An 18,118-nucleotide genomic window follows, 5' to 3' on the forward strand; every position below is an offset into this window, starting at 1 on the left:
GGGTCCATGCCCGAGACGATGCTCGCCGGACGGTTGGACGTGCGCACCCGCGCCTTCGCGGTCGAGGAGGTGCCCCGGCCCTCCCCCGGCCCCGGTGAGGTGCTCGTCCGGGTGGCCGCCGCCGGCATCTGCCTGTCCGACGTCCACCTCATCGAGGGCCAGCTCTCCCCGCTGTTCCTCGCCGGCGACGCGGTGACCCTCGGCCACGAGGTGGCCGGCACCGTCGCGGAGCTGGGGGACGGCGTGACCGGCCCCACCGTGGGGCAGCGGGTGCTGCTCCAGGCCGGCGAGGAGAAGGACGGCTGGGTGCACACCCGCGGCGTCGACTACGACGGCGGCTGGGCCGAGTACGCGCTGGCCACGGCATCGACGCTGGTGCCCATCCCGGACGGCCTGCCGTTCGAGCAGGCGTGCATCGTGCCGGACGCGGTCTCCACGCCGTGGGCCTCGATCGTGCGCACCGCCGGCGTCCGGGCCGGCCAGCCGGTCGGCGTCTGGGGCATCGGCGGCCTGGGCGCGCACGCCGTCCAGCTGCTGCGCCTGGCCGGGGCGGCGCCGATCGTCGCCGTCGACCCGGTGCCGGCCGCCCGGGAACGGGCGCTGGCCTTCGGCGCCGACCTCGCCCTGGACCCGGCGGACGACGTCGCCGCGCGGGTGCGGGAGCTGACCGGCGGTGCCGGGCTGGCGTACGCCTTCGACTTCGCCGGGGTGGCGCCGGTCCGCGAGCAGGCGGTGCGGACGCTGGAGCGCGACGGTGCCCTCGTCCTCGTCGGGCTCACCGACCAGCCGCTGGCCATCCGCAACGGCACCCAGTTCAGCTACTTCGGCCAGCGGATCCTCGGCCACTACGGCTCGGAGCCCGGCCACGTGGAGGAACTGGTGTCGCTCGTCCGGTACGGCCGGCTGGACCTGTCCCGGTCGATCTCGGGCACGCTGCCGCTCATCGACGCCGCCCGCGGGGTCGAGATGCTCGCGCGCAAGGAGGGCGACCCCATCCGCCTGGTGCTCCAGCCGTGAGGCGGTGACGCCGTGACACCGCGGCCCACGGGCGACACCGCGGCCAGGTGCCGTCCCCGGCTGCCGTCCAGCCGCTGCGTCCCCACGCCGCGGCCTCCCCTCGGCTGAACAGGACGGCGGTGTCACCGTTCCTGCGGTTCCACGATGTGCACCTCGACCGCGCGGAACTGCACCGGCGTCCGCAGCAGCACCGCCTTCGTCGGGTCGCCGACCTCCAGGGCCGGGCCTCGGCGCAGCGCGGCCAGCGCCCGCAGCCGCGGATCGGCCAGGACGTCGTCCACCAGGCCGCGGTCGCCGCCGGTGAACAGCGCCTCGACCTCGCCGGCGTGCGGCAGCAGGACCCGGACGGCGGTCTCGACCGCCGCGCCCACCACCGCGTCGGTCTGGTTGGCCCGCCGCCGGGCGAAGCGCTGCTGCGACCAGCCGCCGGCCGCCGTCCGCCCCTGCACCTGCCGGGCGTCGACCTTGGAGACCACCAGGTCGGTGCCGTCGAACACCCCGACCGCCCACCGCCCGCGGCGGACCAGGAGGACGGCGGCGCGGTGCGGCACCCGGACCGCCGCGCTGAACGAGGTGAGCACCGGCGGGGTGGGTGGGGACGTCGCAGCCGGACCGGGCCGCCAGTCGAACGGCGCCCGCAGGGTGACCTCGGTGCGGTCCGCGCAGGTCACCCGCACGCCCCCGTCGACGGGTTCGACGGGATCGAACGTGCCGTGCCGGGCGGCGACGCCGTCCAGCCAGCGCCCGAGGCGCTCGGGCGGCACCCGCAGCTGCCTGCCACCGCCGGCGGCAGGCCGGGAACGGGTCAGCCGCTGTCCCGGGTGGTGGGCAGGCCGGCCGCGGCCCAGGCCTGGTAGCCGCCGACGACGTCGGTGGCGCGGTGCAGGCCCAGGGCCCGCAGCGAGTCGGCGGCGAGGCTGGAGGCGTAGCCCTCGTTGCACAGCACGATGACCTCGACGTCGTGGCCGGTCGCCTCCGGCAGCCGCGCGTCGCTGGCCGGGTCCAGGCGCCACTCGAGGACGTTGCGCTCGACCACGAGCGCGCCGGGCACCTCGCCGTCGGCCGCGCGCTGGGCGACCGGACGGGTGTCGACGAGCAGGGCGCCCGTGGCCATCCGCGCCGCGGCCTCGGCCGGTGCCAGGCGGTGCAGGCGGCCGCGCGTCTCCTCGAGCACCTCGTCGATGGAGCGGGGGCTGGGCGAGCTGTCCACGGGCTCCATCCTGGCCTCCCCGGTCAGCGGGCCATCGCGGGCTCGGCGGCGTGCTCGGCGGGCACGTGCAGCAGCCGCTGGGTGACGGCGACGACCACCGTGGCGACCGCGGCTGCGGCGGTGGCCACCAGGAACGCGCTGCTCGCCCCCGCCGTGTCGACCAGCTTGCCGGCCGCCGAGGAGCCGAGGGCCACCCCGAGGCCGAGCGCGGTGCCGATCCAGGTGAACGCCTCGGTGGTGGCCGAGCGCGGGACCAGCACCTCGGCCAGCGTGAACGAGCTGATGAGGGACGGCGAGACGGCCAGCCCCGCGAGCACCACGAACGGGACCAGCACCCAGACGTCGCGCACCAGAGCCAGCGGCAGGCTGAGCACGGTCAGCACGGCGAGGACGACGACCAGCCGGTGGCGCAGCGGGTGCCGCCAGTGCACGCTCCCCCAGCCGATGCCGCTGGCCATGGACCCGAGCGCCAGCGCCGCGATGAGCACGCCGGACAGCGGCATGGCGCCGGCCTCGTCGGCGAAGGCCACCAGCGCGATCTCCAGACTGCCGAGGATCGTGCCCACGGCGGCTCCGACGACGAACAGCACCCGGAGGCCGGGCGTGCGGATCGCGGAGGGGCCGCTGCGGGCGGCGTGCCCGTGCGGCGGCGGCTCGGTGCGCTTCTGGGCGGCGAACAGCAGGCTGCCGACGACGGCGAGGACGAACGCGGTGACCACGCCCGAGGTGGCGTGCCCGGTCGTGGAGAGGAACGTGACCAGCACCGGGCCGACGATGAAGACGAACTCGTCGACCACCGACTCCATCGCCAGCGCCGCCGGCAGCCGGTGCGTGCCGCGCAGCAGGTGGGTCCAGCGCACCCGGATCATCGAGGCGACCGGCGGGATGCAGGCACCGGCCAGCCCGGCCGAGGCGAACAGGATCCAGCGCGGCCAGTCCCCCTTGACCGCGGGCAGGAACACGCAGCCCGCGGCGACGAAGACCGCGAGCACCGGCAGGAGCGTGCGTCGCTGGCCGTGGGTGTCGGCCCAGCGCCCGAGCAGCGGGCCGGAGATCGCCGTCGTCACGGCACCGGTGGCGGCCACCGCCCCGCCGAGGCCGTAGCTGCCCGTCTCCGAGGCGATGAGCAGCACCGAGCCGAGTCCGACCATCGACAGCGGCAGGCGGCCGACGAAGGCGGCCAGCACCATCGGCAGCGCGTGCGGCGTGCGGAGCACGGGCAGGTACGGGTTGGGCACGGGGCGGCGACCTGTCGTCTCAGGTGAGGGGGCTCCGGTACGACGAACCACGCTAACCGACCCGTGGGGCCCCGGCCCGGTGGCACCCCGGCCTCCCCGGCGCGTGCGCCGCCGGGACGGCGCAGGGCCCGCGCCGGTCGCCGTTGGAAGAGGACCGCCCTTCCCCACGACTCGCAAGCCCGGCGCGGGCCCCTGGAGGGCGGCCGTCTCCGGTACCCCGTCGGCTACGCCAGCCGGTGCTCCAGGATGGCGAGCTCGTCCCAGAGGGTGCTGGGCAGCTTGTCGCCGAACTTCTCGAACCACTCGGTGATCTGCGGGATCTCGGCGCGCCACTCGTCCTTGTCCACGGCGAGGGCCTTCTCCACCTGCTCGCGGGTCATGTCCAGCCCGGAGATGTCCAGCGAGTCCGGCGTCGGCACGTGGCCGACCGCGGTCTCCTCGGCCGCCGCCGTGCCCTCGAGCCGCTCGACGACCCACTTGAGGACCCGGCTGTTCTCACCGAAGCCCGGCCACAGGAAGCCGCCGTCCTCGTCGCGGCGGAACCAGTTCACGTAGAAGATCCGCGGCAGCTTGGTCGCATCGTGCTGCTTGCCGGTCTCGACCCAGTGGCCGAAGTAGTCGCCGGCGTTGTAGCCGATGAAGGGCAGCATCGCGAACGGGTCGCGGCGGACGACGCCGACGGCGCCGGTGGCCGCGGCGGTCGTCTCCGAGGAGAGCGTGGCGCCCATGAAGACGCCGTGGTTCCAGTCCCGCGCCTCGGTGACCAGCGGGATCGTGGTCTTGCGGCGGCCGCCGAACAGGATCGCCGAGATCGGCACGCCCTTCGGGTCCTCGTACTCCGGCGCCAGGATCGGGCACTGGGTGATCGGGGTGCAGAAGCGGCTGTTCGCGTGGCTGGAGGGCTCCTCGCTCTCCGGCGTCCAGTCCCGGCCCTTCCAGTCGGTGAGGTGGGCCGGGGGCTCGTCGGTCATGCCCTCCCACCAGATGTCGCCGTCGTCGGTGAGGGCGACGTTGGTGAACACCGAGTTGCCCTTCTCGATGGTGCGCATCGCGTTGGGGTTGGTGTCCCAGCCGGTACCCGGGGCGACGCCGAAGAGGCCGAACTCGGGGTTGAGCGCGTAGAGCCGGCCGTCCTCGCCGAAGCGCATCCAGGCGATGTCGTCGCCGAGGGTCTCGACCTTCCAGCCCGGGATGGTCGGCTCCAGCATCGCCAGGTTGGTCTTCCCGCAGGCCGACGGGAACGCCGCGGCGACGTAGTAGGTCTTCTGCTGCGGGCTGGTCAGCTTGAGGATCAGCATGTGCTCGGCGAGCCAGCCCTCGTCACGCGCCATCACCGAGGCGATGCGCAGCGAGTAGGCCTTCTTGCCGAGCAGGGCGTTCCCGCCGTAGCCGGAGCCGTAGGACCAGATGGTCCGCTCCTCCGGGAAGTGGGTGATGTACTTCGTGTCGCTGCAGGGCCACGGCACGTCCTGCTGGCCCTCCTCCAGGGGGGCGCCGATGGAGTGCATGGCCGGCACGAACGCCCGGTCCTCGCCCATGGCCTCGAGGACGCGGCTGCCGATGCGGGCCATGACCCGCATGGAGACGACGACGTACTCCGAGTCGGTGAGCTCCACGCCGAACATCGGGTTCTCGGCCTCGACCGGGCCCATGCAGAACGGGATGACGTACATCGTCCGGCCGCGCATGCACCCGCGGTACAGCCCGGTCATGATCGACTTCATCTCGGCCGGGTCCATCCAGTTGTTGGTGGGACCGGCGTCGGCCTCGTCGACCGAGCAGATGAAGGTGCGGTCCTCGACGCGCGCGACGTCGCTGGGGTCGGAGGCGCACCAGAACGAGTTGGGCTTCTTCTCCAGGCGCGTGAAGGTGCCGGCCTCGACCAGCTTCCGGGTGAGCCGCTGCCACTCCTCGTCACTGCCGTCCACCCACACGACCTGGTCCGGGGTGGTCAGCTCGGCCATCTCCCGCACCCAGGCGAGCAGCCGGGCGTGCGTGGTGGGGGCGTTGTCGAGACCGGGGGTGGCCACAGAAGTCACGGCGTCTCCATCCTCTGGGTACACCGGTCGGGGTGCCGCCGGCGCTGGTGCTCGTCCTGCTCAGCTGTCATCCGGACCGCGGAACGCCGGAGGCGCCGACCACGGAGCCGGGTTCCGAGAGCGTACGCGGGGCCGGGACAACTGTAACCGTGAGAGATGTTACGTATAAGACGTCTACCTCGCGGGACGGAAGGCCCTGGTGAGCCGTGCGTTCACCCGGTCCACCGACACCCCCCGAGCCGCCCCGCTGACGCCGCGCGGGGTCACCTCGCGACCGCTGCTGCAGCGGCTGGGGTCGTGAGCCGGCCCGACGCGGTCCGGGTCGTCGACCCCTCGGCGCGCTGACGCCCGGCCGTCAGGTCGACGGGGCCCGCCCGTAGGCGGGGCCCACCTCGGCGTAGAAGGCGTCCCAGTGCGCGGGCACGGGCCGGCCGGTGACCTCGGCGTCGAACTTGTCGAGGTACCAGTGCCAGCCCAGCACGTAGTCGGTGACCTGGGTGCCCGCCGGGAACAGCTGGGTGAAGAGCAGGACCGTCCGGCCGTCCTCGGCGAAGAGGTCGAGCTCGACCCGCCAGGCCTCCTCGGTGGCCCACTCGACGACGAGCCGGCGGGGGGCGTCGCACTCGGCGATCCGCACGGGCTCGCCGACCGGCTCGTCCTCGTGGGTCATCGTGAACGTGCCGGCCCCCCCGGTCCGGCGCTCGCCCTCGTAGGTGCCGATCCAGCGGGCCGTCCGCTCGGGCTCGGTGAGCGCGGCCCAGACGTCCTCGATCGGGTCGGGCCAGCTGCGGCGGAACCGCAGCCGCACCCCCTCCGGCAGCTCGTCCACCTGGCCCAGCCGCTCGTCCTGCGTCGTCATCGACGGTCCTCCTCCTGTGCTCGGGCCCGCCGGCCGCGGGCGATCTCGGTGTCCAGTGCGTCGAACCGCTGGGCCCACAGGTCGCGGTAGGGCTCCAGCCAGTCGTCGAGCTCCCGCAGCGGGCGCGGGTCGAGCGCGTAGAGCCGACGGCGCCCCTCGACCCGGCTGCGGACCAGCCCGGCCTCGCGCAGCACGCGCAGGTGCCGGCTGATCGCCGGGCGGCTCACCGGGAACCGCTCGGCGAGCTCCCCGGCGGCCAGTTCGCCCCGCGCGAGCAGGGCGACCAGCTCGCGTCGCGTCGGGTCGGCGAGTGCCGCGAGCGCCTCCACGAGAGGATGTGTAACACATCCGTTACGCATGGGCCAGGGGGTTGGCGCGCGGGTCGGCCGGGCAAGCGAGGTCCATGAGCGTGACCGACCCCGACACCCCCGACCCCCTGAACGACCCCCGCACGCTGCAGGCCGACCCCGGCGCCTACGCGCAGGGGGGAGACCTCGCCTCCACCGAGGACGACGCCTCGGCCACCGGCGAGGACGAGCTCGCCGCCGGACAGGGCGTCGCCGACGACGCGGGAGGCGGAGACGTCACCGGGACCGCCCTCGTCGAGGACGAGGGATTCGGCCCGCCAGTGGTCGGCGGAGCGTGGTCGGAGACCCCGAACACCTGAGACCGGGCGGGCGTGACGGATTGGTCCGTTTCGGCCGTCGCCGGCCGGGAACCACGGTCTCCCCACAGTTCCCCAGCGAGGAGGACCGCGATGGCCACCGGTGAGACCGGCTTCGAGGACGTCATGTACGACCTCATCTCCGTGCAGTACCACTCGCTCAAGGCCGGGCACGACTACGGGCAGTACGTCCGGGATGCGGAGAACGCCGGTCTGCAGGACATCGCCGGGTTCTTCCGCGAGGTCATGGAGCAGGACTCCGCCCGGGCGCGGCGCTGCCACGAGTTCCTGCGGCAGCTGTCCGGGACCGAGCAGGGCGGCCCCGCGACGCAGTAGGAGGAGGACCCCGTCCTCCCCAACCTCCGCAGGCTCAGGTCGGGGCCCGGGACGGGGCCGATCAGGAACGGCACCAGGCACGATGGCGGCGTGATACGCACGCCGCTGACCCGCAGGTTCGACCTGGCCGCACCGGTCGTCGGAGCGCCGATGGCCGGTGTGGCCGGCGGTGCGCTGGCGCGCGCCGTCTCCCTCGGCGGGGGCCTGGGGATGATCGGCGTCGGCAACGCCGCGACACCCGACTTCGTCGCCGAGCAGGCCGCCATCCCGGCGGACGACGGCCTGCCGTTCGGCATCGGGCTCATGGCCTGGGCACTGGTCGAGCGCCCCGAGCTGCTCGACGCCACGATCGCCGCGGGCCCGGCGCTGGTGTCGGTGTCCTTCGGCGACCCCGCTCCCGCCACCGAACGGCTGCACGACGCGGGCATCGCCGTCGCCGCCCAGGTGAACACCACCGACGACGTCCGGCGCGCGCAGGAGACCGGCGTCGACCTGCTCGTCGCCCAGGGCACCGAGGCCGGCGGGCACACCGGGCACCGGGCCACGCTGCCGCTGCTGCAGGAGGTGCTGACCCTGGCCGACCGCCCGGTGCTGGCTGCCGGCGGCGTCGCGACCGGGGCGGGGGTGGCCGCGGTGCTGGTCGCCGGGGCCGCTGGGGTGTGGATCGGGACGCCGCTGCTGGCCTGCCCCGAAGCGCTCAACTCCCCGGCGGCCCGCGCCCGGGTCTGCGCGGCCACGGGCGAGGACACCGTGCTGACCCGTGCGTTCGACGTGGCGCAGGGGCTGGCCTGGCCCGAGCGGTGGCCCGGGCGCGCGGTGGCCAACGACTTCAGCCGCGAGTGGCACGGCCGGGAGGCCGAGCTCGCCCGCGACCCGGACGCCGCCCGGCGGGTGGTCGAGGCCCGCCGCACCGGCGACCTCGCCGCCGCCCCCCTCTACGCCGGGGAGTCGGTCGGGCTGGTCCGCGACCAGCGGCCCGCGGCCGACGTCGTCCGGCAGCTGGCCGCGGACGCCGAGCGGGCGCTGCGCGCCGCGGCCGACCTCGTCGTCTAGGACCGGGCGGCCACCGGGTGGGCGTCGGCCCCACGCCTGCTCGAGCACCTGCAGCAGCAGATCGACGGGCTGGGCGCCGGCGGTGCCGTACCTGCGGTCGACGTCGAAGACCGAGCGGCCTTCCTCGACGTGGGCGCGCAGCAGCCGCTCCTCCACCGCCCCCTGCAGCCCGCGCTCGGCACGGACACCACCGACCCCGCGCAGGACGGCCTCAGTCCGGCGGCTGCGCCTCCGCCCGCGCCCGGTCGCCCCCGGGCGTGGGGTCGAGGAAGACGTAGCGCACGCCGGGGTACCGGGCGACCAGCCGCCGCTCGGCCTCGTCGGAGGCGCGCTCGATGTCGGCGACGGTCACCTCGTCGGCGAAGTCGACCTTGGCCGAGACGATGACCTGGCCGGGCCCGATCAGGGTGGTGAGCAGGACGGGGACGTCGACGACCTGGGGCAGGCCGGCGACCTCGGCGCGCAGCTCGTCCTCGAGCCGCCGGGGCAGCGACCGGCCGATGAGCAGCGAGACGTTGGCCCGCGCCAGCGACCCGGCGACCAGCAGCAGCAGGACGCCGATGGCCAGCGCCGCGACGCCGTCCCAGGTGGCGCTGCCGGTGAGCTGCTCGAGCGCCAGGCCGAGGGCGGCCAGCACGAGACCGACGAGGGCGGCGCTGTCCTCGAACGTCACCGCCTTGACCGTGGTGTCCGAGGTGGCGGCGAGGTAGCGGCGGGGCGTCGTCCCCCACCGGCGGGCCGAGCCGCGCACCTGGCGCACCGCCTTGACCAGCGAGGTGCCCTCGAGCACGAAGGACACCGCCAGGACGGCGTAGGCCACCCGCGGGTCGCCCTGTTCCTCGCCCTCCACGATGGTCGTGACGCCCTGGTAGAAGGAGAAGCCCGCGCCGAGGGTGAAGGTGGCCAGGCAGGCCAGCAGCGCCCAGAAGTAGGTCTCGCGGCCGTAGCCGACGGGATGGCGCGCGTCCGGCGCCCGGGTGCCGCGCTTGAGCGCGACGAACAGGAGCACCTCGGTGATCGTGTCGGCCAGCGAGTGCGCCGCCTCCGAGAGCATCGCCGAGGAGTGGCTCATCAGGCCGCCGACGAGCTTGGCGACGGCGATGCCGAGGTTGGCCAGCCCGGCGACGACGACGGTGCCGGTCGACTCGCCCCCGCCGCCGGACTCGCCGCTCGCCTCCTCCGCCAGGGCGTGGTCGCGGATCGGTACCGGCTCGGTCATGGCGCCTGCCGTGCCCTGTCGTTGCTCGGCGCAACCGCCGGCTCCCGCACCAGGAGCACCAGGGCACCGGCCGCAGCCACACCAGCCGCCGTGAGCACCAACCCGGTCGGCCCGGAGCGGGCCAGCACGAGGCCGCCGAGCGCCGCGCCACCGGCGATGCCCACGTTGAGAGCCGTGATCGCGACCGCGCCGGCGACGTCGCGGATCCCGGGCGCAGCGATCCGCGCCATGCGGGTCTGGAACACCGGCGGCAGCAGCCCGATGAGCACGCCCCAGACGGCGATGACCGCGAGAGCGACGGCCGGGTGCGTCCCGACCAGCACCAGCGCCGCGAGCCCTGCGGCGAAGGCGACCGCGACGACGGGCAGCGCAGTGGCGGGCCGGCGGTCCGACAGCGGCCCGGCGACGGCGAGGCCCAGGACGCCCGCCACGCCGAACACGAACAGCACCGCCGGGACGGCGCCGCCCGGGAGCCCGGCGCCGTCGGTCACGAGGACCGCCAGGTAGGTGGCCGCCGCGAAGTGGCCCGCGAGCAGCGCCGCGGTACCGGCCGCGGTCCGCAGGACCGGCCGCGCGCTCGGGTCCCGCCACCAGGCCCCGGCGGCCGTTCCCGCCGCGCCCTGCTGGACCGTGCGGCCGCGGAGCAGCACCAGCGCCGGCGGCAGGGCCAGCGCGGCCAGGAGCGCGAGCGTCCACCTCCACCCGAGCACCCCGCCCAGCGACGCGGCGACCGGGACTCCGAGCACGCTCGCCGCCGTCGGCCCGATCAGCACCGTGGACACCGCGCGGCCCAGTCGCTCGGGCGGCACGAGCCCCGTGACGTGCGGGACCAGCAGCGCCCACACCAGGCCGTGGGCGGCCGCGCCGACCACCCGGGCGATGACGGCGACGCCCAGCGACGGCGCCGCGGCGGTGGCCAGCGTCGCCGCGCCGCACACGAGCAGCGCTCCGGCGAGGACCCGCTCCCGGGGCAGGCGGCGGGTGACCCGCACCAGCGCGAGGCTGGTCGCGGCCAGGGTGACCGCCCAGGTGGCCACGAGGGACCCCGCCGCCGAGGGGCTCACCGCGAGGTCAGCGGCGATCACCGGCAGCAGGCCGGTCGGGCTGAGCTCGATGGTGACCGTGGCGAACGCGGCCGCGGTGAGCGCGGCGAGCGTCCACCGCGGCGGTGCGCACGCGGCGCCGCGGAGCGCCGCTGCGGGGACGGGGACCGGGGTGGTGCCACAGGAGGCCATGCGCGGATGCTCGACCTTGACACCGGTGTGAAGGTCAAGTCACGAGGACCGGGACCGCAGGGAGGTGCGGGGTGAGGATCGGCGAGCTGTCCGAGCGCACGGGCGTCAGCACCCGGATGCTGCGCTACTACGAGGAGCGGGCGCTGCTCGTGCCGGAGCGTGCCGGCAACGGGTACCGCTCCTTCACCCCGTCGGACGTCGAGCGCGTCCGGGCGGTGCGCGGGTTGCTCGACGCCGGCCTCCCGACCCGTTTCGTCCGCGCGGTCCTCGACATGGGCCTGGCCGGTGGCGCCGCCGTCGACGGCTGGACACCGACCTGCACCGCCACCTTCGCGGGGCAGCTGCGAGCCGAGCTGACCCGGCTCGAGGAGCACGTGGCGTGCCTGACCCGCAGCCGCGACGCCGTCCGCCGGTACCTCGAGACGGTCAGCGTCGTCGCCGAGGACGACCCCGCCGCCTGACCCGCTAGCGCACCCCGACGAGGTCGACGACGAAGACCAGCGTCGCGCCGGGCTTGATGACCCCGCCGGCCCCGCGGTCGCCGTAGGCCTTGTGCGCCGGGATGGTCAGCCGGCGACGACCTCCGACGCGCATCCCCTGGATGCCCTCGTCCCAGCCCTGGATGACCATGCCGACGCCGAGCCGGAACTCGAGCGGGTCGCCGCGGTCCCAGGAGGCGTCGAACTGCTCGCCGCCGTCGTGGGTGACGCCGACGTAGTGGGCGCTGACCAGGTCACCGGCCTTCGCCTCGGGGCCCTCACCGACGGTGATGTCCTCGATCACCAGGTCGTCGGGAGCGGGGCCGGTCGGCGGCTCGACGTCGGGGCGGGTGGGCTCGGACATCGGTTCTCCTGGGGAGGTCGGTGCCGGGTGGGTCCCGACGGTCGTCCCATCCAAACAGCGCTCCCGCGGGGCCGCCGGGCGGGCTACGGTCCGGTGCCGTGATCGACCACCTGGGGTTGCAGGTCGCCGACGTCCCGGCGGCGGTGTCCTTCTACACGACGGTGTTCGCCCCGGTGGGCCTGCGCGAGGCGATGCGGTACGAGACGCCGGCAGGCCCGGTCGTGGGGATGTGCGGGCCCGACGGCCACCCGCAGCTGTGGCTGAGCCCGCTGGCGGAGGGCACCGAGCGCCCGGTGCACCTGGCCCTGCGCGCCCCCTCCCGGGAGGCGGTGGACCAGGTCTTCGCCCTGGTCCGCGAGCAGGGTGCCGAGGTGCTGCACGAGCCGCGCGTGTGGCCGGAGTACCACCCCGGCTATTACGGCGTCTTCTTCCGGGACCCGGACGGCAACAACGTCGAGGCGGTCCACCACACCCCGCCCGGCGACTGAGGCCCCACCCGGTCAGCGGCCGCCGGCGACGTCGAGCAGGCTGCCCGTGCAGTAGCCCGCGTCGTCGCCGAGCAGCCACAGGACGGCGGCCGCGACCTCCTCGGGCAGGCCGGCCCGGCCCATCGGCACGGTCGGTCCCACCCGTGCGACCCGGTCGGGCTGGCCCCCGCTGGCGTGGATCTCGGTCTCGATGATCCCGGGCCGCACGACGTTGACCCGGATCCCCTCCCCGGCGACCTCGCGGGCCAGCCCGACGCCGAGGGTGTCGACGGCGCCCTTGCTGGCGGCGTAGTCGACGTACTCGCCGGGCGAGCCCAGCCGGCTGGCGGCCGAGGAGACCAGCACGACCGACCCGCCGGCGCCGCCGTGGCGGGTGGACATCCGCCGCACCGCCTCCCGGCAGCACAGGACGGTGCCGAGCACGTTCACGGCCAGCATCCGCTGCACCCGCTCGACGGTCAGCTCGTCGACCCGCGCCCGCTGTCCCACGATGCCGGCGTTGGCCACCAGCCCGGTCACCGGGCCCAGGCCCTCGGCGGCGGCGAAGGCGGCCAGGACGTCGTCCTCGACCGAGACGTCGGCGCGGACGGCGCAGGCGGTCCCGCCGGCGGCCTCGATGCCGGTCACCACGGCGGCGGCCGCGGGCTCGTCGTCCCGGTAGGTCAGGGCGACCGACCACCCGGCCGCGGCCGCTGCGCGCGCGGTCGCCGCGCCGATGCCGCGGCTGCCGCCGGTCACGAGCACCACACCAGGAGGCACGGTCGGTCACCGTAGCGGAGCGGGTGCGCGACGCCGCACGCCGTGCTGGGCTGGGCGCATGCCCGCCGATCCGCCGTGGTGGACCCGTGCCGTCGTCTACCAGGTCTACCCGCGCTCGTTCCAGGACTCCGACGGCGACGGGATCGGTGACCTCGGCGGGATCCTGCAGCGCCTCGACCACCTCGCCGACCTGGGCGTCGACGTCGTGTGGCTCTCGCCCATCTACCCCTCGCCGCAGGCCGACAACGGCTACGACATCAGCGACTACACCGACGTCGACCCGCTGTTCGGCTCGCTGGCCCAGCTCGACGAGCTGATCGCGGCCCTGCACGAGCGCGGGATGAAGCTGGTGATGGACCTGGTGGTCAACCACACCAGCGACCAGCACCCGTGGTTCGAGGAGAGCAGGGCGTCCCGGACGTCCCCGAAGCGCGACTGGTACTGGTGGCGGCCGCCGCGCGCGGGCACGACGGCGGGGCAGCCCGGCGCCGAGCCGACCAACTGGCACTCGTACTTCTCCGGGCCGACCTGGGAGCTCGACGAGGCCAGCGGCGAGTACTACCTGCACCTGTTCGCCCGCGAGCAGCCGGACCTGAACTGGGAGAACCCGGAGGTCCGGCAGGCGGTGTACGCGATGATGCGGGACTGGCTCGACCGCGGCGTCGACGGCTTCCGCATGGACGTCATCAACATGATCAGCAAGGACGTCGCCCCGGACGGCTCATTGCGCGACGGCCCCCCGCTGCCGGGCCTGCCCTACGGCGACGGGACGGCGTCCTTCCTGTGCGGGCCGCGGATCCACGAGTTCCTGCAGGAGATGCACCGCGAGGTGTTCGCCGGGCGGTCCGACCGGCTGCTCACCGTCGGCGAGATGCCCGGCGTGACCGTGGAGCAGGCCCGGCTGTTCACCGACCCGGCGCGGGCCGAGGTGGACATGGTGTTCCAGTTCGAGCACGTCGGCCTGGACTTCGACGAGTCCAAGTGGCGCCCGCGGCCGCTGCGGATGCGCGACCTCAAGGCGTCCTTCGGCCGCTGGCAGGCGGGTCTGGCCGACGTCGGCTGGAACTCCCTCTACTGGGACAACCACGACCAGCCGCGCGCGGTCTCCCGCTTCGGCGACGACTCGCCGCGCCACCGGCGGGACTCCGCGACCTGCCTGGCCACCCTGCTGCACATGCACCGCGGGACGCCCTACGTCTACCAGGGCGAGGAGATCGGGATGGCCAACGCCTCGTTCACCAGCATCGACGACCTCCGGGACGTCGAGTCGCTCAACCACTTCGCACAGGCGGTGGCGCACGGCGAGGACCCGGAGACCGTGCTGGCCGCGCTCCGCACGATGAGCCGGGACAACGCGCGGACCCCGGTGCAGTGGGACTCCTCGCCGAACGCCGGCTTCACGACCGGGACGCCGTGGATCGCGGTCAACCCCGACCACACCGAGTGGAACGCCGCGGCCCAGCGGGCCGACCCCACCTCGGTGTTCGCCCACCACCGGCGGCTGATCGCACTGCGGCACGACGACCCGGTGGTCGCGCTCGGCGACTTCACCATGCTGCTGCCCGACCACGACGAGCTGTACGCCTTCACCCGCAGCCTGGACGGCGCGGCGCTGCTCGTCGTCTGCAACCTCGGCTCCTCGACGCACCCGCTGGACGAGTTGCTCCCGCAAGCGGTCGGAGCGGAGCCGGTGCTCGGGAACCTGGCCGACGACGGCGACCCCGCCGTCCTCCGGCCGTGGGAGGCGCGGGTGCTGCGGCTGCGCTGACCCGCTGGTCAGGCCCGTGACGCGGGTCACACCGCTTCCCACTACTGTCCGGAGTCCGGCAGCGGCGCCGGGGGACTCCGAGGGGGCGGGATGAGGGCAGCGCAGCGACGGATCCGGGTCTCGGTGGCGGTGGTCGGGGCGACGGCCCTGCTCGGCGCCTGCGGTTCCGGTGACTCCGGAGGCGGCGAGGAGGGCGGCCCGCTGACCGTGTGGACCCTGGAGAACCTCCCCGACCGCGTCGCCGCGCAGGAGGAGATCGCCGCTGCCTTCACCGCGAGCAGCGGGGTCGAGGTCGACCTGGTCGCCGTCGACCCGAACCAGTTCAACCAGCTGCTCACCTCCTCGGCCGCCGCTGGAGAGCTGCCCGACGTCATCGGCGCCCTGCCGCTGGCCGGCGTCCAGCTGCTGGCGACCAACGAGCTCGTCGACCCGGAGGTGACCGCCTCCGTGGTGGAGGGGCTGAGGGCCGACACGTTCTCCGAGCGCGCGCTGGAGCTGACCCGGGACGGCGACACGCAGCTCGCCGTCCCCAGCGACGGGTGGGCGCAGCTGCTCGTGTACCGCAAGGACCTCTTCGACGCGGCGGGCCTGGCCGCGCCGCAGACCTACGAGGACATCCTGGCCGCGGCGCAGGCGCTGGACACCCCCGAGCGGGCCGGCTTCGTCGGGGCCACCGTGCCGAACGACGCGTTCACCCAGCAGACCTTCGAGCACCTGGCCCTGGGCAACGGCTGCGACCTGGTGGACGACGCGGGCGAGGTCGTGCTCGACAGCGACGCGTGCGTGGCCTCGTTCGGCTTCTACGACCAGCTGATCAGGGACTTCTCGGTGTCCGGCGCACAGGACGTCGACACGACCCGGGCGGCCTACTTCGCCGGGCAGTCGGCCATGGTCGTGTGGTCGTCGTTCATCCTCGACGAGATGGCCGGCCTGCGGGCCGACGCGCTGCCGACCTGCCCGGAGTGCTCGGCCGACCCGGCCTTCCTCGCCCGGAACAGCGGTGTGGTCACCGCGATCTCGGGGCCCGACGGCGACCGGCCGGCGCAGTTCGGCGAGATCGTCTCCTGGGCCGTCACGGCCGACGCGCAGGCCGCCGCAGCCGACTTCGTCACCCACATGATGGAGGACGGGTACGAGCAGTGGATCGGCTTCTCGCCCGAGGGCAAGGTGCCCACCCGGCAGGGCACCGCCGAGGAGCCGACGCGGTTCATCGACGCCTGGGCCACCCTGCCGGCGGGGGTGGACACCAAGGCGCCGCTGTCCGACTTCTACCCGGCCGAGGTCCTCGACGCCGTGCGCGAGGCGCCGGACACCATCTCCCCCTGGGGGATCCCGCAGGGACAGGGCGCGCTGGTCGGGGCCTCCCTCGGCGAGCTGCCCGTCCCGCAGGCGATCGCCGCGATGACCGGCGGCGAGGTCGACCCGGGCGGGGCGGCGCGGCAGGCGTCCGAGGCGCTCCGCGAGATCGCCTCGTCGCTGGACTGACGATGGGTCCCGCGGTGTCCACACGCGCGCGTTCCCGAGGAGGGGAGCCGGGCACCTCCCGTCGCGGCACCCTGCGGGCGCGCGAGGCGCGGACGGGGCTGGCGCTGATCTCCCCGACCGTCGTGCTCGTCCTGGTGCTCGTGGTGCTGCCCATCCTCTGGACGGTGGTGCTGGCCTTCCAGGACCTGCGGCTCATCCGGCTGAGCACGGCCGGGCTGCTGGGCGACTACACGTTCGACAACTTCGTCGACGTGTTCTCCTCGTCCGGCTTCTGGAGCTCGCTGACCACGACGCTGGTCTACGCGACCGGGGGGACGGCGGCGTCCATCGGGCTGGGCCTGGCCGCGGCACTCGCCCTGCGCCGCCCCTTCCGGGGGCGCGGCCTGGTCCGGGCGTCGCTGCTGCTCCCCTACGTCGCGCCGGTCGTGGCGGCCACGTTCGTGTGGGGCGTGATGCTCAACCCGCAGTTCGGCATCGTGAACGAGGTGGGCACCGGCCTGCTCGGCTGGGACGAACCGATCGCCTTCCTGTCCGAGCGACCCACCGCGCTGATCACCGTGATCGTCTTCGAGATGTGGCGCTCGTTCCCGTTCGCCTTCCTGTTCCTCACCGCGCGCCTGCAGGCGGCGCCGGCCACGCTGGAGGAGGCCGCGCTGGTCGACGGCGCGACCCCGACGCAGGTGTTCCGGCACATCGTGTGGCCCCAGCTGCTGCCGACGATCGCGGTGCTGGCCCTGCTGCGCTTCATCTGGACCTTCAACAACTTCGACGACATCTTCCTGCTGACCGGCGGCGGGGCCGGCACCGAGGTGATCAGCGTGCGGGTGTTCGACTTCCTGATCAGCCGCGGGGACATCGGCGCGGCATCGGCGCAGGCCCTGGTCCTCTCCGCGGTGCTGCTGGTGCTCGTGACGGTCTACTACCGGTTCGCGGCCAAGGACGAGGTGGCCTGATGACCCGCATCGGGACGGCTCCGGCGGACTCGCCGGCCACGTCCGCCCCGCGACCGCCGTCCGCCCCGCAGGGGCGGCGCTGGTCGCGCACCACGGTGGAGACCCGGGTGCTCGGCGTCCTGCGGTGGGGAGTGATCGCGTTCCTGGTGCTCTTCACCCTCTTCCCCTTCTACTACATGGTGCTGCTCTCCTTCCGGGACCTCAGCGCGCTCCTGCAGGCCCCGGGACGGTTGTGGCCGGCGATCTCGGAGCTCACCGTCGACACGTACCGGAACGTGCTGTCACCGACCGCGTCCGGCGGGCAGGGGTTCGGGCGCTTCATGGCCAACAGCGGTCTCATCGCGCTGGGCACGGTGGTGGTGACCCTGACCTTCGCGGTACTCGGTGCGTACGCCATCGCCCGCCTGCGGTTCCCCGGGCGGCGCCGGGTGAGCGTGCTGTTCCTCGCGGTCTACCTGTTCCCCAGCATCCTGCTCGCCGTCCCGCTGTTCGTGTTCTTCACCCGGATCGGCCTGCGCGGCGCGTTGGGCGCGCTGGTGCTGGTGTACGTCTCGCAGACCATCGCGGTCGCCATCTACATGCTCCGCAACTACTTCCAGACGGTGCCGGCGAGCATCGAGGAGGCCGCCGCGGTCGACGGCGCGGGCCGGTTCACGGTCCTGCGCCGGGTCACCCTGCCGCTGGCGATGCCGGCCATCCTGGCCAACGCCCTGTTCGTGTTCATGATCGCGTGGAACGAGTTCCTGTTCGCGCTGCTGTTCCTGGTCGAGGACCGGCCGCGCTGGACGGTGTCGCTGGGCCTGTCCCAGCTCGCCGGCAGCATCGAGATCCCGACGACCGTGCTGATGGCGGGGTCGGTGGTGCTGACCCTGCCCATCGTCGTCCTGTTCTTCGCGACCGAGAAGCTGCTCACCGGCGGGCTGACCGCCGGGGCGGAGAAGGGCTGAGCGGC

At 74.4% G+C, this 18,118-nt stretch carries 20 protein-coding genes; 10 read left to right on the forward strand and 10 right to left on the reverse strand.

The genetic code is table 11. The annotated features are described in order from the left end of the window. The first annotated feature begins 6 nt into the window (after window positions 1–6). Entirely contained in the window at window positions 7–1,017 is a 1,011-nt protein-coding gene (locus ACWIX3_RS02890; RefSeq protein WP_448610576.1) for a zinc-binding dehydrogenase, read from the forward strand. Window positions 1,018–1,139: 122 nt separating this feature from the next. Here ACWIX3_RS02890 and ACWIX3_RS02895 read toward each other — a convergent pair whose 3' ends face one another. The 6 genes from ACWIX3_RS02895 to ACWIX3_RS02920 form a co-directional block, all read right to left on the reverse strand. Then, window positions 1,140–1,781 (reverse strand): acVLRF1 family peptidyl-tRNA hydrolase, encoded by a 642-nt coding sequence (locus ACWIX3_RS02895; protein WP_448610577.1) that lies wholly within the window; start codon window positions 1,779–1,781, stop codon window positions 1,140–1,142. 41 nt (window positions 1,782–1,822) lie between these two features. Next, window positions 1,823–2,227 (reverse strand): rhodanese-like domain-containing protein, encoded by a 405-nt coding sequence (locus tag ACWIX3_RS02900; protein ID WP_448610578.1) that lies wholly within the window; start codon window positions 2,225–2,227, stop codon window positions 1,823–1,825. A gap of 23 nt (window positions 2,228–2,250) precedes the next feature. Then, the gene (locus tag ACWIX3_RS02905) at window positions 2,251–3,465 is read right to left on the reverse strand and encodes an MFS transporter (RefSeq protein WP_448610579.1); all 1,215 of its coding nucleotides are present in this window, start codon (window positions 3,463–3,465) and stop codon (window positions 2,251–2,253) included. A 224-nt stretch (window positions 3,466–3,689) separates the two neighbouring features. Then, window positions 3,690–5,504 carry a phosphoenolpyruvate carboxykinase (GTP) gene (locus ACWIX3_RS02910; RefSeq protein ID WP_448610580.1) on the reverse strand — a complete coding sequence of 605 codons (1,815 nt, stop codon included), beginning with the start codon at window positions 5,502–5,504 and terminating at the stop codon, window positions 3,690–3,692. 355 nt (window positions 5,505–5,859) lie between these two features. Next, the gene (locus ACWIX3_RS02915; protein WP_448610581.1) at window positions 5,860–6,363 is read right to left on the reverse strand and encodes an SRPBCC family protein; all 504 of its coding nucleotides are present in this window, start codon (window positions 6,361–6,363) and stop codon (window positions 5,860–5,862) included. Then, on the reverse strand, window positions 6,360–6,692 hold the full coding sequence (locus ACWIX3_RS02920) for an ArsR/SmtB family transcription factor (RefSeq protein ID WP_448610582.1): 333 nt from the start codon (window positions 6,690–6,692) through the stop codon (window positions 6,360–6,362). Before ACWIX3_RS02920 ends, ACWIX3_RS02915 begins: the two co-directional genes overlap by 4 nt. A 74-nt stretch (window positions 6,693–6,766) precedes the next feature. Between ACWIX3_RS02920 and ACWIX3_RS02925 the strand changes: the two genes are divergently transcribed. The 3 genes from ACWIX3_RS02925 (at window position 6,767) to ACWIX3_RS02935 (ending at window position 8,416) form a co-directional block, all read left to right on the forward strand. Beyond that, on the forward strand, window positions 6,767–7,030 hold the full coding sequence (locus ACWIX3_RS02925; protein ID WP_448610583.1) for a hypothetical protein: 264 nt from the start codon (window positions 6,767–6,769) through the stop codon (window positions 7,028–7,030). Window positions 7,031–7,120: 90 nt separating this feature from the next. After that, window positions 7,121–7,363: an acyl carrier protein gene (locus tag ACWIX3_RS02930; RefSeq protein WP_448610584.1), complete on the forward strand. Its 243-nt coding sequence runs from the start codon at window positions 7,121–7,123 to the stop codon at window positions 7,361–7,363. Window positions 7,364–7,453: 90 nt separating this feature from the next. Beyond that, entirely contained in the window at window positions 7,454–8,416 is a 963-nt protein-coding gene (locus ACWIX3_RS02935; RefSeq protein ID WP_448610585.1) for an NAD(P)H-dependent flavin oxidoreductase, read from the forward strand. 211 nt (window positions 8,417–8,627) lie between these two features. Here the strand turns inward: ACWIX3_RS02935 and ACWIX3_RS02940 are convergent, their stop codons facing one another. Beyond that, window positions 8,628–9,635, reverse strand: coding sequence for a cation diffusion facilitator family transporter (locus ACWIX3_RS02940; RefSeq protein ID WP_448610586.1), 1,008 nt, complete (start codon window positions 9,633–9,635; stop codon window positions 8,628–8,630). Continuing rightward, on the reverse strand, window positions 9,632–10,870 hold the full coding sequence (locus ACWIX3_RS02945) for an MFS transporter (RefSeq protein ID WP_448610587.1): 1,239 nt from the start codon (window positions 10,868–10,870) through the stop codon (window positions 9,632–9,634). Before ACWIX3_RS02945 ends, ACWIX3_RS02940 begins: the two co-directional genes overlap by 4 nt. 71 nt (window positions 10,871–10,941) lie before the next feature. Between ACWIX3_RS02945 and ACWIX3_RS02950 the strand changes: the two genes are divergently transcribed. Beyond that, on the forward strand, window positions 10,942–11,331 hold the full coding sequence (locus ACWIX3_RS02950) for a MerR family transcriptional regulator (protein ID WP_448610588.1): 390 nt from the start codon (window positions 10,942–10,944) through the stop codon (window positions 11,329–11,331). A gap of 4 nt (window positions 11,332–11,335) precedes the next feature. Here ACWIX3_RS02950 and ACWIX3_RS02955 read toward each other — a convergent pair whose 3' ends face one another. Then, window positions 11,336–11,713, reverse strand: coding sequence for an FKBP-type peptidyl-prolyl cis-trans isomerase (locus tag ACWIX3_RS02955; RefSeq protein WP_448610589.1), 378 nt, complete (start codon window positions 11,711–11,713; stop codon window positions 11,336–11,338). 98 nt (window positions 11,714–11,811) lie between these two features. On the opposite strand from ACWIX3_RS02955, the gene ACWIX3_RS02960 reads away from it, so the two are divergent. Then, on the forward strand, window positions 11,812–12,201 hold the full coding sequence (locus ACWIX3_RS02960) for a VOC family protein (protein WP_448610590.1): 390 nt from the start codon (window positions 11,812–11,814) through the stop codon (window positions 12,199–12,201). A gap of 12 nt (window positions 12,202–12,213) precedes the next feature. On the opposite strand, the gene ACWIX3_RS02965 is transcribed toward ACWIX3_RS02960, so the two are convergent. Then, entirely contained in the window at window positions 12,214–12,960 is a 747-nt protein-coding gene (locus ACWIX3_RS02965; protein ID WP_448610591.1) for an SDR family oxidoreductase, read from the reverse strand. Window positions 12,961–13,018: 58 nt separating this feature from the next. Between ACWIX3_RS02965 and ACWIX3_RS02970 the strand changes: the two genes are divergently transcribed. The 4 genes from ACWIX3_RS02970 (at window position 13,019) to ACWIX3_RS02985 (ending at window position 18,113) form a co-directional block, all read left to right on the forward strand. Beyond that, window positions 13,019–14,728: an alpha-glucosidase gene (locus tag ACWIX3_RS02970; RefSeq protein ID WP_448610592.1), complete on the forward strand. Its 1,710-nt coding sequence runs from the start codon at window positions 13,019–13,021 to the stop codon at window positions 14,726–14,728. A gap of 90 nt (window positions 14,729–14,818) precedes the next feature. After that, on the forward strand, window positions 14,819–16,213 hold the full coding sequence (locus tag ACWIX3_RS02975) for an ABC transporter substrate-binding protein (protein WP_448610593.1): 1,395 nt from the start codon (window positions 14,819–14,821) through the stop codon (window positions 16,211–16,213). A 14-nt stretch (window positions 16,214–16,227) separates the two neighbouring features. After that, entirely contained in the window at window positions 16,228–17,166 is a 939-nt protein-coding gene (locus tag ACWIX3_RS02980) for a carbohydrate ABC transporter permease (RefSeq protein ID WP_448610594.1), read from the forward strand. Beyond that, window positions 17,166–18,113, forward strand: a complete 948-nt coding sequence (locus tag ACWIX3_RS02985; protein WP_448610595.1) for a carbohydrate ABC transporter permease — start codon at window positions 17,166–17,168, stop codon at window positions 18,111–18,113. Before ACWIX3_RS02980 ends, ACWIX3_RS02985 begins: the two co-directional genes overlap by 1 nt. The last annotated feature ends 5 nt before the right edge of the window (window positions 18,114–18,118 follow it).

The sequence above is a fragment of the Geodermatophilus sp. URMC 60 genome (assembly GCF_053502585.1).

Excerpts from the sequence above, each read along its gene's own strand:
- ACWIX3_RS02890 (WP_448610576.1), top strand. The coding sequence starts at position 7 with ATGCCCGAGACGATGCTCGCCGGACGGTTGGACGTGCGCACCCGCGCC.
- ACWIX3_RS02915 (WP_448610581.1), bottom strand. The coding sequence starts at position 6,363 with ATGACGACGCAGGACGAGCGGCTGGGCCAGGTGGACGAGCTGCCGGAG.
- ACWIX3_RS02925 (WP_448610583.1), top strand. The coding sequence starts at position 6,767 with ATGAGCGTGACCGACCCCGACACCCCCGACCCCCTGAACGACCCCCGC.
- ACWIX3_RS02930 (WP_448610584.1), top strand. The coding sequence starts at position 7,121 with ATGGCCACCGGTGAGACCGGCTTCGAGGACGTCATGTACGACCTCATC.
- ACWIX3_RS02940 (WP_448610586.1), bottom strand. The coding sequence starts at position 9,635 with ATGACCGAGCCGGTACCGATCCGCGACCACGCCCTGGCGGAGGAGGCG.
- ACWIX3_RS02945 (WP_448610587.1), bottom strand. The coding sequence starts at position 10,870 with ATGGCCTCCTGTGGCACCACCCCGGTCCCCGTCCCCGCAGCGGCGCTC.
- ACWIX3_RS02955 (WP_448610589.1), bottom strand. The coding sequence starts at position 11,713 with ATGTCCGAGCCCACCCGCCCCGACGTCGAGCCGCCGACCGGCCCCGCT.
- ACWIX3_RS02970 (WP_448610592.1), top strand. The coding sequence starts at position 13,019 with ATGCCCGCCGATCCGCCGTGGTGGACCCGTGCCGTCGTCTACCAGGTC.
- ACWIX3_RS02975 (WP_448610593.1), top strand. The coding sequence starts at position 14,819 with ATGAGGGCAGCGCAGCGACGGATCCGGGTCTCGGTGGCGGTGGTCGGG.
- ACWIX3_RS02985 (WP_448610595.1), top strand. The coding sequence starts at position 17,166 with ATGACCCGCATCGGGACGGCTCCGGCGGACTCGCCGGCCACGTCCGCC.